Source organism: Pseudomonas sp. TE3552 (assembly GCF_056278945.1).
In genome coordinates this window covers 4,174,689-4,187,554 of record NZ_JBWBQJ010000001.1, presented here as the reverse complement: position 1 = coordinate 4,187,554, position 12,866 = coordinate 4,174,689, and the positions used below count along the sequence as shown (strand labels likewise).

10 protein-coding genes are annotated in these 12,866 nt (G+C 59.5%); 4 read left to right on the top strand and 6 right to left on the bottom strand.

The features are described 5' to 3' along the window. The first annotated feature begins 87 nt into the window (after positions 1–87). The 3 genes from ACZ9BB_RS18925 to ACZ9BB_RS18915 all read left to right on the top strand — a co-directional run bounded on the left by ACZ9BB_RS18925 (position 88) and on the right by ACZ9BB_RS18915 (position 4,726). Complete coding sequence (locus ACZ9BB_RS18925) at positions 88–297, top strand: cold-shock protein (RefSeq protein WP_476215275.1); 210 nt, start codon at positions 88–90, stop codon at positions 295–297. A 340-nt stretch (positions 298–637) separates the two neighbouring features. Then, positions 638–2,473, top strand: a complete 1,836-nt coding sequence (locus ACZ9BB_RS18920; protein ID WP_476215274.1) for a hypothetical protein — start codon at positions 638–640, stop codon at positions 2,471–2,473. Between the two features lie 345 nt (positions 2,474–2,818). Further along, complete coding sequence (locus ACZ9BB_RS18915; protein WP_476215272.1) at positions 2,819–4,726, top strand: hypothetical protein; 1,908 nt, start codon at positions 2,819–2,821, stop codon at positions 4,724–4,726. Positions 4,727–4,780: 54 nt separating this feature from the next. Here the strand turns inward: ACZ9BB_RS18915 and ACZ9BB_RS18910 are convergent, their stop codons facing one another. The 4 genes from ACZ9BB_RS18910 to ACZ9BB_RS18895 all read right to left on the bottom strand — a co-directional run bounded on the left by ACZ9BB_RS18910 (position 4,781) and on the right by ACZ9BB_RS18895 (position 9,906). Then, a complete protein-coding gene (locus ACZ9BB_RS18910; RefSeq protein WP_476215270.1) occupies positions 4,781–5,158 on the bottom strand; it encodes a hypothetical protein in 378 nt (125 codons plus the stop codon). Between the two features lie 83 nt (positions 5,159–5,241). Next, complete coding sequence (locus ACZ9BB_RS18905; RefSeq protein WP_476215269.1) at positions 5,242–6,051, bottom strand: putative RNA methyltransferase; 810 nt, start codon at positions 6,049–6,051, stop codon at positions 5,242–5,244. Further along, positions 6,051–7,202, bottom strand: a complete 1,152-nt coding sequence (gene dapE / locus ACZ9BB_RS18900; RefSeq protein WP_476215267.1) for a succinyl-diaminopimelate desuccinylase — start codon at positions 7,200–7,202, stop codon at positions 6,051–6,053. The genes ACZ9BB_RS18905 and dapE overlap by 1 nt, the downstream gene beginning before the upstream one ends. 112 nt (positions 7,203–7,314) lie before the next feature. Continuing rightward, positions 7,315–9,906 carry a glycosyltransferase gene (locus ACZ9BB_RS18895; RefSeq protein WP_476215265.1) on the bottom strand — a complete coding sequence of 864 codons (2,592 nt, stop codon included), beginning with the start codon at positions 9,904–9,906 and terminating at the stop codon, positions 7,315–7,317. Positions 9,907–10,194: 288 nt separating this feature from the next. Here ACZ9BB_RS18895 and tcdA point away from each other — a divergent pair, with 288 nt between their 5' ends. Then, positions 10,195–11,007, top strand: a complete 813-nt coding sequence (gene tcdA, locus ACZ9BB_RS18890) for a tRNA cyclic N6-threonylcarbamoyladenosine(37) synthase TcdA (protein ID WP_476215264.1) — start codon at positions 10,195–10,197, stop codon at positions 11,005–11,007. A 92-nt stretch (positions 11,008–11,099) separates the two neighbouring features. Here the strand turns inward: tcdA and ACZ9BB_RS18885 are convergent, their stop codons facing one another. Then, positions 11,100–11,510, bottom strand: a complete 411-nt coding sequence (locus ACZ9BB_RS18885; protein WP_476215262.1) for a SufE family protein — start codon at positions 11,508–11,510, stop codon at positions 11,100–11,102. Further along, entirely contained in the window at positions 11,507–12,712 is a 1,206-nt protein-coding gene (locus ACZ9BB_RS18880; RefSeq protein ID WP_476215260.1) for an aminotransferase class V-fold PLP-dependent enzyme, read from the bottom strand. Before ACZ9BB_RS18880 ends, ACZ9BB_RS18885 begins: the two co-directional genes overlap by 4 nt. Positions 12,713–12,866: the final 154 nt, after the last annotated feature.

Here is a 12,866-nt window from a genome sequence, read left to right as displayed (position 1 = left end):
AAAAGCGCCTAAGTAAACTTGAGTTGAGAGTTTTCGCGGCTGTCATATACTCGGCCGTTCAAAATAAAAACAAGGGGGTAACTAGATATGGCTGCACGCGAAACCGGCAATGTGAAGTGGTTCAACGACGCCAAGGGCTATGGCTTCATTCAGCGTGAGGACGGGGTGGACGTGTTCGTGCACTACCGCGGTATCCGCGGCGAAGGTCATCGCTCGCTGACGGAAGGTCAGCAGGTTGAGTATGCGGTGGTGACCGGGGAGAAGGGCTTGCAGGCTGAGGATGTTGTAGGGTTGTAAACCTTAAGATCAAAAGATCGCAGCCTTCGGCAGCTCCTACAGGGCTTTGTGTACACCTGTAGGAGCTGCCGAAGGCTGCGATCTTTTTTGTGAGCGGGTAAAACCTGAAAGCAATGCTGTATGAATGGCCACCTGTCAGTTTTGACAGTGGACGGTTTTTTTCCTCACGCCTACCCTCGCGAAATACGATCCCTGGAGTCAGATCTTTCAGGGCTTTGCTCCATTCGAGAGGAAAGCGGTCATGTGGAAAAGTATTTCGATTCTGTTGGTCTTGGGTGTTGCTGGATGCGCGGTGCAATCCACTTCCACACACGTCCCGCCCGCATCCTCCATCCGAGCAATGACAGCCCTGTCATCACCGCAACAGGATGATGTTCAGAGTATTTCCGCCGCGCAGTCGTCGGTATTCAAGGTGGTCGAAGCGCCAGCCGGCGAGTTGAACGCCGATACCCTCGGCACCGAGGCGAACGTGCAGGTCAGTTACCCAAACCTGGCGCCAAGGGATACCGTCGGCGTGCGCCTGACCGGCGTGGCACTGCGTGATGCGCCGATCCAGACCGTATCCACCGTGGGCACACTGACGTTCAAGTTGCCCAAGGCGTGGGTGACTGAAAACAAGGGGCGTACGGTCAATCTGACTTACACCTATAAGGTGGGCGGTGCGGGCAGTCTGATCACCTCGTCGCCGTTGAGCATCCATGTGGTGGGCGCTCAGGGCCTGAATGTGTTCAAGGTGGTCGAAGCGCCAGCCGGCGAGTTGAACGCCGATACCCTCGGTACCGAGGCCAATGTGCAGGTCAGTTACCCGAACCTGGCGCCAAGGGATACCGTCGGCGTGCGCCTGACCGGCGTGGCACTGCGTGATGCACCGATCCAGACCGTATCCACCGTGGGCACACTGACGTTCAAGTTGCCCAAGGCGTGGGTGACTGAAAACAAGGGGCGTACGGTCAATCTGACTTACACCTATAAGGTGGGCGGTGCGGGCAGTCTGATCACCTCGTCGCCGTTGAGCATCCATGTGGTGGGCGCTCAGGGCCTGAATGTGTTCAAGGTGGTCGAAGCGCCAGCCGGCGAGTTGAACGCCGATACCCTCGGCACCGAGGCCAACGTGCAGGTCAGTTACCCGAACCTGGCGCCAAGGGATACCGTCGGCGTGCGCCTGACCGGCGTGGCACTGCGTGATGCGCCGATCCAGACCGTATCCACCGTGGGCACACTGACGTTCAAGTTGCCCAAGGCGTGGGTGACTGAAAACAAGGGGCGTACGGTCAATCTGACTTACACCTATAAGGTGGGCGGTGCGGGCAGTCTGATCACCTCGTCACCGTTGTCCATCCGGGTTATTGGTGAAGTGCCTGTAGGAGATGGGCAACGTGTTGCCAATGACCTCAATGCGCAGTATGCCGATACGCGACAAAATTGTGGCAGTGCTTCGCTACCTGCAGCGCTGTGCTCGGGTGTCATATTGCGGGCGACGATTAACGGCACCGGCTATCGCGCCTGGAACCCCAGTCCACTCTCGCAGCAGAACGGTGGTGTTTCGTTTTTCTATTTGCGTAAAGATGCGCTCTTCAAAGCATTTCCTGCCAACTATCCAAACACCAGTGGTTTCGTCTTTTTTCCATCACAACAACGCCCGACGGGGAGTATGGAAATTCCGGTTCTATGCACTTTTCCAATAGACGGAGGCAGTGACATCAGGGCCGACCAGGGTTGTGGCGTATCCAGTAATTATCCAATCGTCAGTCGCTCTTGCGAGCAGCAGGGAATTACCACGGCAGCAGGATGGCTCACCCATTACAATCAAGGGCCGGCAGGATGGAAATACCAGCGTCAGTGTGGTTTCAACGTACGATCCAGCCAAGGAGCTCTGGCTGCAAATGCGTTTTATCAGGGGATACTAGCCATGAAGTTAATGGGAGCCGAGTCGTTCAACTCCTGGAATGAAATACGTCTGGCTACCTGGCCACAGAACATCCATACAACCATTCCGATCAAGGCGTTCTTTTATACGAGCAACGGTCTGGCGAACGCCCGATACAATCAGCAGGATTTTTACAAGTACTCGAGCAAGGCGATACCAATTATCAAACTGACGCTGCCCAGAACAACTGCCGAGTCCGCGCAGTTCGAATTCATAAAGGCTGATCAGGTCGTGGGCAACTGGAACTGAGGGCAGCGATTCCGTAAATCTCAAGATCAAAAGATCGCAGCCTTCGGCAGCTCCTACAGGGGAATGCATTCCAACTGTAGGAGCTGCCGAAGGCTGCGATCTTTTGCTTTCAAGCGGTTTTCCAGGTGATCTCTTCTTCACCATTGGCGCTGATGCGCATCCAGCGATCGGCTGTCTCTTCGCCTTCCCTCTCAACCCACGTCGCGTAATTTCTCACCCTGATGCTGGGTGTTTAACCACCTGTCATATCTGACAGTAGACCGCTTTTTTTCACCAGCCTAACCTCGGCGAACATCATCTCTGAGCTCGTATTGGCGGGCGCAGAAACAGTCGGGAGTGATCGACATGTGGAGAATCATTGGCTTTTTGCTGGTGCTGACTGGGTGCAATTCTCAAGGCATCCCATCCGACCATCAACTGCCGACTTCCGACCCGGCAAAGTCTTCGGTCATGACAATACCGGTGCAGGGCGGTGGCGAGGTGTTCACTACCCAGCAAGCCACAGTGTTCAAGGTGGTTGAAGCACCTGCCGGTGAGTTGAATGCCGACACCCTGGGCGCCAATGCCACCGTGCAGGTGAGTTACCCGAGCCTGGCGACCCGCGATACCGTCGGTGTGCGCCTGACAGGCGTGGCGTTGCGTGATGCGCCGATTCAGACCGTCTCTACGGTCGGCGTACTCACGTTCAACTTGCCCAAGGCGTGGATTACCGAGAACCTCAATCGTACGGTGACCTTGACTTACACCTATAAGGTGGGCGGCGCCGGCAATCTGATCACCTCGTCACCCTTGAGCATCCGTGTGACAGGCACTCAGGGCCAAGCGGTGTTCAAGGTCGTCGAAGCACCAGCGGGCGAGTTGAACGCCAGCACCTTGGGCGATAACGCAACAGTGCAGGTGCGTTACCCGACGCTGGTGGCCCGCGATACCGTCGGTGTGCGCCTGACTGGTGTGGCGTTGCGTGATGCGCCGATTCAGACCGTCTCTACGGTCGGCGTACTGACGTTCAACTTGCCCAAGGCGTGGATTACCGAGAACCTCAATCGCACGGTGACCTTGACCTATACCTACAAGGTGGGCGGCGCCGGCAATCTGATCACCTCGTCACCCTTGAGCATCCGTGTGACAGGCGCTCAGGGCCAGGCGGTGTTCAAGGTCGTCGAAGCACCGTCCGGCGAGTTGAATGCCGACACCCTGGGCGCCAATGCCACCGTGCAGGTGCGTTACCCGACACTGGCGGCCCGCGATACCGTTGGTGTGCGCCTGACTGGTGTGGCGTTGCGTGATGCACCGATTCAGACCGTCTCTACGGTCGGCGTACTGACGTTCAACTTGCCCAAGGCGTGGATCACCGAGAACCTCAACCGCAGTGTCAACCTCACCTACACCTACAAGGTGAGCGGTGCGGGTAGTCTGATTACGTCGTCGCCGCTGGTGGTCAGGATTGTGGGTGCAACCGCCCCGACCGATGGGCAGCGTGTGGCGAATGAGCTTAATGCGCAGTATTCCAACACCAGCAATACCTGTCCGGGTAATAAAGCTGCATATGAATGCAGCGGCGTGTTGATTCGCACGGTGGATGATTCGACGGCGTTTCGTGCCTGGAATCCAAGCCCTGGGGCTGTCACGCTGGGCGGAGTCTCGTTCAGCTACATGAAGATCGGCATTGGTATGAATCAGCTGCAGGGCGGTCGTACCCAAGGCTTTGTGCTCGAACCGGGTCAATACTTTACGGCCAACGGGGGCTATCCCCTTCAGGTGTTGTGTTCATATCCTTATGATGGCGGCACTTTGATTCGCAGTGCTGCCGGCTGCGGTGCGGCGTCCAATTTTCCAAGCAACAGTGGCCCGTGTGCTGCGCAGGGCATCAATACACTGGCGACCTGGCGTGCACACTTTCAGCAGTATCCGGCAAACAGCACAAACCGTTATCACCATCAATGCAGTTTCGGTCCGGATCAGGCGTCATTCGCACTCAGCCTGACCTCGCGAGAAAATCCTGCGGCAGAACTTGCCGCTTGGCGACAAAACGAGGTGATGATCAAAACCTGGCCCCAGAACACCTCGAACCTGCCGATCAAGGCTTTTATCTACTTCAATACCGCGAGCCGGGCGGTGGGTGTCGAAGGGGCGAAAAACATCCAGAGGGACTTCCTCAAAATGACAGGCAGGCGAATTCCTGTGATTCGGGTCACGCCGAATGTCACGACGGGCGATATCTTCAGCTACTTTGGCGCAGACCAAGGAATTTAAAAGGGTGGTGCCCGATGCCATGTTCGTTCATCAACGAGCATGGCGTTTGAGGGGTCAGGCAGTTTTCCAGGTGATCTCTTCTTCACCATCGGCGCTGATACGCATCCAGCGATCTGCCGTCTCTTCACCTTCTTCCTCGACCCAGCTACCCGGCGCGCAACGCACTTCGACGTTCAGCGCGACAAAGGCTGCGCGGGCGCAGGCGATGTCGTCTTCCCATGGGGTCTGGTCGCTTTCCAGGTACAGGCTGTTCCATTTGCCAACGGCTTTCGGCAGCCAGGTGACCGGCACGCTGCCGGCCTTGCACTTGTAGGTCTGGCCTTTCTGAACCCAGTCGGTGCACGGGCCTAAAGCCGCGCCGAGCCAGGCCGCGATGGCCTTGTAGTCGACGTCGGCGTCTTTCAGGTAAATCTCGATATCGGGTTGGCGCATGGATGTCCTCACTGCGGTTCTGAAAAATCCATTCGCGGATTTAGCCGGCCTCAAGCTGTTGCTCAAGACCAAATTTTAAGAGTTTATTGAAGAACAAAATAATCGTAGCGCATCGACACAGTGACCTCGAACGGCTCGGCCTGTTCGATAACCGCCGCCCGGCGTTCGGCACTGGCGCGCCAGCCGTGGGGTGTCATGGCCAACAGGTTCGCGCGGTCCTGACCACTGGCAAGCGTCAGTTTGAATTCCAGGGTTTCGCTGTGTTGCAGCGTCATGCCTTCCGGCACCAGCGCCAAGTGCTTGTCGTCGGTATACTCGCGCACTTCGTCGTACAGGCGTTCGCGCAATTCCATCAGATGGCCGCTGGTCGGCCCGACTTTCATCAAGCCGCCGCCGGGGCTGAGCAGGCGTTTGGCTTCCTCCCAATCCAGCGGGCTGAACACGCTGGCGAGAAACTGGCAACTGCCAGAGGCCAACGGTACCCGGGCCATGCTGGCGATTAACCAGGTCAGCGCCGGGTTGCGTTTGCAGGCGCGTTTGACCGCTTCCCGTGAGATATCCAGGGCGTAGCCGTCGGCGTTGGGCAAGGCTTCGGCGATTTGCGCGGTGTAGTAACCCTCGCCACAACCGATGTCCAGCCAGCGCTGGGGCGCGTACTGCGCCGCCAGTTCCGCCAGACGCTTGGCCACCGGCGCGTAATGGCCGGCGTTCAAAAAGTCGCGACGGGCTTCGACCATCGCCTGGTTATCCCCAGGGTCACGGCTGTTCTTGTGCTGCACTGGCAACAGGTTCAGGTAACCCTGCCGCGCACGGTCGAAACGATGCCCGGCGGGGCAAGCCACGCCGTTATCCACCGCGTTCAGCGGTTCGTTGCAGATCGGGCAGGCGAGCATCAGGCGAGCAACTTGATCAAAGTCTGGTAGTAGATTTCGGTCAGCACGTCGAGGTCGGCAGCCAATACGCGCTCGTTGACCTGGTGGATCGTCGCGTTGACCGGGCCCAGTTCGACCACTTGGGTGCCCATGGTCGCAATGAAGCGTCCATCGGAGGTACCACCACTGGTGGACGCCTTGGTCTCGCGGCCGGTGATGTCCTTGATGCTCGCCGACACCGCGTCGAGCAGGGCGCCCGGCTCGGTGAGGAACGGCAGGCCGGACAGCGCCCAGTCGATGTGCCAGTCCAGGTCATGCTTGTCGAGAATATCGGCGACGCGTTTTTGCAGGCCTTCGACGGTGGATTCGGTGGAGAAGCGGAAGTTGAACACCGCCACCAGATCACCCGGAATCACGTTGGTCGCGCCGGTGCCGGAATTCACATTGGAAATCTGGAAACTGGTTGGCGGGAAGAAATCGTTACCGTGGTCCCAGTGCTCGGCAGCCAGTTCGGCCAGCGCCGGGGCAGCGAGGTGGATCGGGTTCTTCGCCAGGTGCGGATACGCCACATGGCCCTGCACACCGCGCACGGTCAACTTGGCGCCGAGGGAACCGCGACGGCCGTTCTTGACCACGTCACCCACCAGGGTGGTACTCGACGGCTCGCCGACAATGCACCAGTCCAGACGCTCTTTACGGGCGGCAAGGCGCTCGACCACAGCCTTGGTGCCATGGTGCGCCGGGCCTTCTTCGTCGCTGGTGATCAGGAAAGCGACCTTGCCTTTGTGGTCCGGGTAATCGGCGACAAAGCGCTCGGCTGCCACGGTCATGGAGGCCAGGCTGCCTTTCATGTCGGCCGCGCCACGGCCGCAGAGCATGCCGTGTTCGTCGATCACCGCGTTGAACGGGTCGATCTGCCAGGCCGTTACCGGACCGGTCGGGACCACGTCGGTGTGGCCGGCGAAGCACAGCACCGGACCTTCGTGTTTACCGTGGGTCGCCCAGAAGTTATCCACATCTTCGATGCGCATCGGTTCCAGCTTGAACCCGGCATCGCCCAGGCGCTGCATCATCTGCTTCTGGCAATCGGCGTCGACCGGCGTCACGGACGGACGGCGGATCAGGTCGATGGCGAGTTGAAGGGTCGGCGAAAGGTCGGCGTGGGCCGTCATGGAAAACTCCGGAGCTTTTATTTGTAGGGGATTGGGGCAAGGCCTGCAAAATGGCGGTTATCTTAAAGCAAAACGGCGGCCATTGGCCGCCGTTTAGTGCATCTGTACTGATTTAGACAGCCGGTGCTGGCTCAGCCTCAACTGTCGGTTTCGGCAGTGAAGACAGGAACGCCATGATCAGCGCCGCCAGGTACGGCAGCGACTGCACCAGCAACATGGTCACCCAGAAGCGCATGTCGTTGCTCGGTATACCCTGCACCAGGAAGATCCCCAGCGCCGCGCCCCACAGCAGCAGCATGATGAACAGCTCTTCGCGAGCCTCCGAAATCGCCACCCAGAAGCCGTGGTTGTCGGCATTTTTTGGGGTGCGGAAGAACGGAATGCTGCTGGTGAAGAAACCGTACAGCACCGCTTTGGCGATGGTGTGCGACAACGCCAGCCCGGCCAGCGCCGCGCAGAACGCATCTTTCAGGTTGACCCCGACCGCACGGCGGTACAGGAAGATGATCTTGCCCACCTTGAACACGAACAGCGCCAATGGCGGGATCGCGAAAATCAGCAGCGGTGGATCGACCCGTTGCGGCACGATGATCATCGCCGCCGACCACAACAGTGCACCGATGGTGAAGAAAATGTTCATGCCGTCCGCCACCCACGGCAGCCAGCCCGCGAGGAAGTGGTAACGCTGGCCACGGGTCAACTCGGTGTCCTTGCCGCGCAGCAGGCTGGCGGTGTGACGCTTGATGATCTGAATCGCTCCGTAGGCCCAGCGGAAACGCTGCTTCTTGAAGTCGATAAAGGTATCGGGCATCAGGCCCTTGCCGTAGCTGTCGTGGTAATACGCCGCCGACAGGCCTTTTTCGAACACCCGCAGGCCCAACTCGGCGTCTTCACAGATGCACCAGTCAGCCCAGCCCAGTTCCTCGAGCACCGAACGCCGGGTCATGGTCATGGTGCCGTGCTGGATGATCGCATCGCGATCGTTACGGGTGACCATGCCGATGTGGAAGAAACCTTTGTATTCCGCGTAGCAGAGCTTCTTGAAAGTGCTTTCGTTCTGGTCGCGGTAATCCTGTGGCGACTGCACCACGGCGATTTTCGGATCGGCGAAGTGCGGCACCATATGCTTGAGCCAGTTCGGGTGCACGCAGTAGTCCGAGTCGATCACCGCAATTACTTCGGCATCCTTGGCGGTGTGCGGAATCAGGTAGTTCAGCGCGCCGCCCTTGAAACCGGCCAGTGGCGCAACGTGGAAGAACTTGAAGCGCGGGCCGAGGGTTTCGCAATAATCGCGCACCGGTTCCCAGACTGCCGGATCCTTGGTGTTGTTATCGATGATCAGGACTTCGAAGTCCGGATAGTCGAGGTTGGCCAAGGCGTTGAGGGTCTGTTTGACCATCTCCGGCGGCTCGTTGTAGCAAGGTACGTGAATCGACACTTTCGGTCGGTAGTCCGAATCGCCCACCACTGGCAGGAATTCACGCCGGCGTTTGTGGGTCCAGACCGCTTCGGCCAGTTCATGGGCTTCAGTCAGCAGAACGATGAACACTCCGAGCGCACCGAGGGCGAGCAGGAAACCCACTGTCAGACTGAACCAGGTGCTGTATTGCTGGCTGTAGTCGTAACCGATCCACACCAGCACCGAACCGCACAAGAACGCGATAAAGGTCAGGAAGGTACGGCCACGTTGACGCAGGGCCGAGCCGTCGATCATCAGCAGGGTCAGGGACAGCAGCGCCAGCACTACCGAGCCGATGGCCAGCACGCGCCATTGCGGGATCGCCACCACCGGGCCTTCGAAGTTGAATTTCTGCTGGCGTGCGGCGTTGAACACGCCCCAGTACGCGCCTACCGAACCTTCGTCGCTGACCTTCCACGGTTGGTCAAACGCTTCGATCACGAAGTAGTTGAAGCCCTGGCGGTTGAGCTTGTTGACCAACGTGCGCAGGTAAATCGCCTGGTCCGCCGGCGATGCATCGGCACCACCACGCATGCGGCCGTTGCTCGGCCAGCCGACTTCGGAGAGCAGCAACGGTTTTTTCGGGAACATCTTTTTCAGGTCGCGGGCGCGGTCGAGAACGAACTGACCGGCCTTGTCCACAGGGATGAACTCCCAGTAAGGCAGGACGTGAGCCGCGATCAGGTCGACGTGCTTGGCCAGTTCCGGGTGTTCTTCCCAGACGTGCCACTGTTCGGAGGTGGTGACCGGAACCTTTACGGCCGCGCGCACGCGATCCAGGATCACGCTCAGCTCGGCAGCGGTGATTTCCTTGCGGAAGATCGCCTCGTTACCGACCACGACGCGAACCACACTGCGGGAGGTGTTGGCCAGTTCGATGGCGCGCAGGATCTCGCGCTCGTTGCGTTCCTGGTCCGGGCTGATCCAGATCCCCAGGGTCACCCGCAGGCCGAATTCTTCCGCCAGTTTGGGGATGTCCTCCAGCGTGCCGTCGACCGAGTAGGTCCGGATGTTGTCCGTCAGCTTGCTCATGATCTCCAGGTCGCGACGCATTTCATCGTCGGTCGGGTACTGAGCTTTTTGCGGGTACTGGCCTTGCTGAAACGGCGAGTACGAAAAGCCGGAGATCTGCTCAGGCCAGTTGGGGGCGGTGACCGGGCGATTAACCAGCGCCCAGAAACCGGTGAACAAGGCGGCGATTGCAAGAACCACGACCAGGTTGAGTCCAAATTTACGCGATGACATAGCTATTTCAGGTTCCAGGGGCTACTGAACGAAGGAACGGTCGGCGGCCGGCTGCCAAGGGGCGGGGGCGCGCATCCTACACTGGGCGTTCACTGACCGTACAGCGGACAGGGAAATGCCGGACATTGGGCACTCTAAGTCGACTTAAGTTCTTTGACCGGAGCGCTGTAGTCCAATTCCAATAAGTTTGTAGGCAATTTAGGCAGTCAAGACCGCCGTTTATAGACCCAAAGATGTTCTTGGCCGCCGACGGCCCTATAATGCGCGCCGGTTTTTGGGGTAATGGTCATGAGTACAGAAGATCCGCGGTTTGCTGGCATCGCCCGCTTGTATGGCATCGAAGGCCTTGAGCGTTTGCGTGCGGCCCATGTGGCGATCGTCGGCGTCGGCGGCGTCGGCTCCTGGGCGGCGGAAGCCGTTGCCCGATGTGGCGTGGGCGAAATTTCGCTGTTCGACCTGGACGACGTCTGCGTCAGCAACGCCAACCGTCAGCTGCATGCGCTGGACAGCACCGTCGGCAAGCCCAAGGTCGAGGTGATGGCCGAGCGCCTGCGCGGGATCAACCCGGACTGCACGGTCCATGCGGTGGCGGACTTCGTCACCCGCGAAACCATGGCCGAGTACATCACGCCGAACATCGACTGCGTGATCGACTGCATCGACAGCGTCAACGCCAAAGCGGCGCTGATTGCCTGGTGCAAGCGACGCAAGATCCAGATCATCACCACCGGCGGCGCGGGCGGGCAGATCGACCCGACACTGATCCAGGTTTGCGACCTGAACCGCACGTTCAATGATCCGTTGGCCTCGAAAGTGCGCTCCACGTTGCGCCGCGACTATGGTTTCTCGCGCACCGTGACCCGTCATTACAGCGTGCCGTGTGTGTTTTCCACCGAGCAACTGCGCTACCCGAAACCCGATGGCAGCATTTGCTTGCAGAAGAGTTTCGTCGGCGATGGTGTGAAGCTCGACTGCGCCGGGGGCTTTGGCGCGGTGATGATGGTAACGGCGACATTCGGTATGGTCGCGGCGACCAAGGCTGTGGATAAGATTGTGGCTGGGGTTCGGCGCCCGGCGGATCGGGTCAAGCCGCAGGTTTAACCCGATCCCTGTAGGAGCGAGCGGTGCGGCGATCCGACTTGCCCGCGAAGGCGTTTTGTCTGACACCCCGCTTTCGCGGGCAAGCCTCGCTCCTACAGGGGCGTAGACAACTCACGCATCCGCTGTAAAACAGCATTCAAGCCGTTGCTACGGGACTGGGACAACTGGCGACCCAGCCCCAGCTGATTAAACCAATCCGCCAAATCCACCTGCTGCAACTCAACTGCGGACAACCCATTGACCCGCGCCAGCAGCAGCGCCACCAACCCGCGAATCAACCGCGCATCGCTGCTGGCGCTGAATTGCCAATGTCCGTCCTGCAGCGTGCCGACCAGCCACACTTGGCTTTCACAGCCATGCACGCGGTTGGCGTCGACTTTATCCACATCGCTCAACGGTGGCAGGCGGTCACCCCATTGCATCAGCAGCCGCGCCCTCTGTTCCCAGCTTGCAGCCTGCTGAAAAGTATCCAGCGCCGTGACGGCATCGGCGGGCAAGGTCATCGCAGTAACTCCAGGGCCTGGTCTAGCGCTTCAAAGAAGCGCTCAAGATCTTCGGAATCGTTGTACAACGCCAATGACACCCGAATCGCCCCGGCCAGCTCAAGGCTTTTGAGCAACGGCATGGCGCAATGATGACCGGCGCGCACGGCGATGCCCTGTTCGGTCAGCAAATGCGCCAAATCAGAGTTATGCACACCCTCGACGACAAAACTGGCCAGCGCCAGTTGCGGCTTGCCCAGCAGGCGAATGCCGTTACGGGCTTCAAGGCCCTTGAGCAAATAGTCATGCAACGCCGCTTCGTGGGTGGACACGGCGTCCTGATCCAATCCGGCCAGATAGTCCAGGGTCGCGCCCAGACCGATCACACTGGCGATCGGCGGCGTACCGGCCTCGAACCCCAGCGGTGCGGGACGAAAGCGGGCGTCGTGGTAGTTGGCATCCAGCACCATTTCGCCGCCGAACTGCCAGGGGCGCAGTTGCGCCAGCGCTGCGTTACGCCCGAACAGAACGCCCAGGCCATCGGGGCCGTAAAGCTTGTGGCTGGAAAACACATAGAAGTCACAACCCAGTGCCTGCACGTCGTGCCGACCATGGACCACGCCTTGGGCGCCGTCGATCACGGTCAGCGCGTTGTGTGCCTTGGCCATCGCCAGTAACGAGGGCAACGGCTGCCAGGCGCCGAGCACGTTGGACAGCTGACTGACCGCCAGCAGGCGAGTACGCGGGCCGATCAAGTGAGCGGCAGCTTCAAGGTCAATCAAACCGTCGGCATCCAGCGGCAGGATGATCAGTTTCAAGTCGCGACGGTGGGCCAGTTGCTGCCACGGCAACAGGTTGGCGTGATGCTCCAGGGCGCTGATGACAATTTCATCGCCCGGATTGAATAAATGTTCCAGGCCATAGGCCAGGAGGTTAAGCGCGGACGTCGCGCCGTGGGTAAAGATGATCTGCCCGCAATCGCCGGCATTGAGCCATTGCGCAACTTTGCTGCGGCTGTCCTCGAACGCCTGAGTGGCGTGGGCGCCGGGCAAGTGTTGCGCCCGATGCACGTTGGCCGCGCCGTTGGCGTAGTAATGCGCCAGGGCATCCAGCAGGGCTTGAGGTTTTTGCGTGGTAGCGGCGTTGTCCAGATAGGTCTGGTCTTGCCGTTGCAAGGCGGCGATGGCCGGAAAATCGGCGCGCCAGGGAGAGGGAATCATCATGCTATCGGGCCCTGGTTAACATGGGCGGGGTGTACGCCTGACCTGATGGTCGGGTCTACGCCGGACCTGTGTAGGAGCGAAGCTTGCTCGCGAAGGCGTCATTACTGGCGCCAAAAGCTTCGCGGGCAAGCCTCGCTCCTACAAGTTCAGGTGA

What these genes read in the sequence shown, in the direction of transcription:
- tcdA (WP_476215264.1), top strand. Translation starts at nt 10,195, where the DNA reads ATGAGTACAGAAGATCCGCGGTTTGCTGGCATCGCCCGCTTGTATGGC.
- ACZ9BB_RS18905 (WP_476215269.1), bottom strand. Translation starts at nt 6,051, where the DNA reads ATGCTCGCCTGCCCGATCTGCAACGAACCGCTGAACGCGGTGGATAAC.
- dapE (WP_476215267.1), bottom strand. Translation starts at nt 7,202, where the DNA reads ATGACGGCCCACGCCGACCTTTCGCCGACCCTTCAACTCGCCATCGAC.
- ACZ9BB_RS18895 (WP_476215265.1), bottom strand. Translation starts at nt 9,906, where the DNA reads ATGTCATCGCGTAAATTTGGACTCAACCTGGTCGTGGTTCTTGCAATC.
- ACZ9BB_RS18910 (WP_476215270.1), bottom strand. Translation starts at nt 5,158, where the DNA reads ATGCGCCAACCCGATATCGAGATTTACCTGAAAGACGCCGACGTCGAC.
- ACZ9BB_RS18880 (WP_476215260.1), bottom strand. Translation starts at nt 12,712, where the DNA reads ATGATGATTCCCTCTCCCTGGCGCGCCGATTTTCCGGCCATCGCCGCC.
- ACZ9BB_RS18925 (WP_476215275.1), top strand. Translation starts at nt 88, where the DNA reads ATGGCTGCACGCGAAACCGGCAATGTGAAGTGGTTCAACGACGCCAAG.
- ACZ9BB_RS18885 (WP_476215262.1), bottom strand. Translation starts at nt 11,510, where the DNA reads ATGACCTTGCCCGCCGATGCCGTCACGGCGCTGGATACTTTTCAGCAG.
- ACZ9BB_RS18915 (WP_476215272.1), top strand. Translation starts at nt 2,819, where the DNA reads ATGTGGAGAATCATTGGCTTTTTGCTGGTGCTGACTGGGTGCAATTCT.
- ACZ9BB_RS18920 (WP_476215274.1), top strand. Translation starts at nt 638, where the DNA reads ATGACAGCCCTGTCATCACCGCAACAGGATGATGTTCAGAGTATTTCC.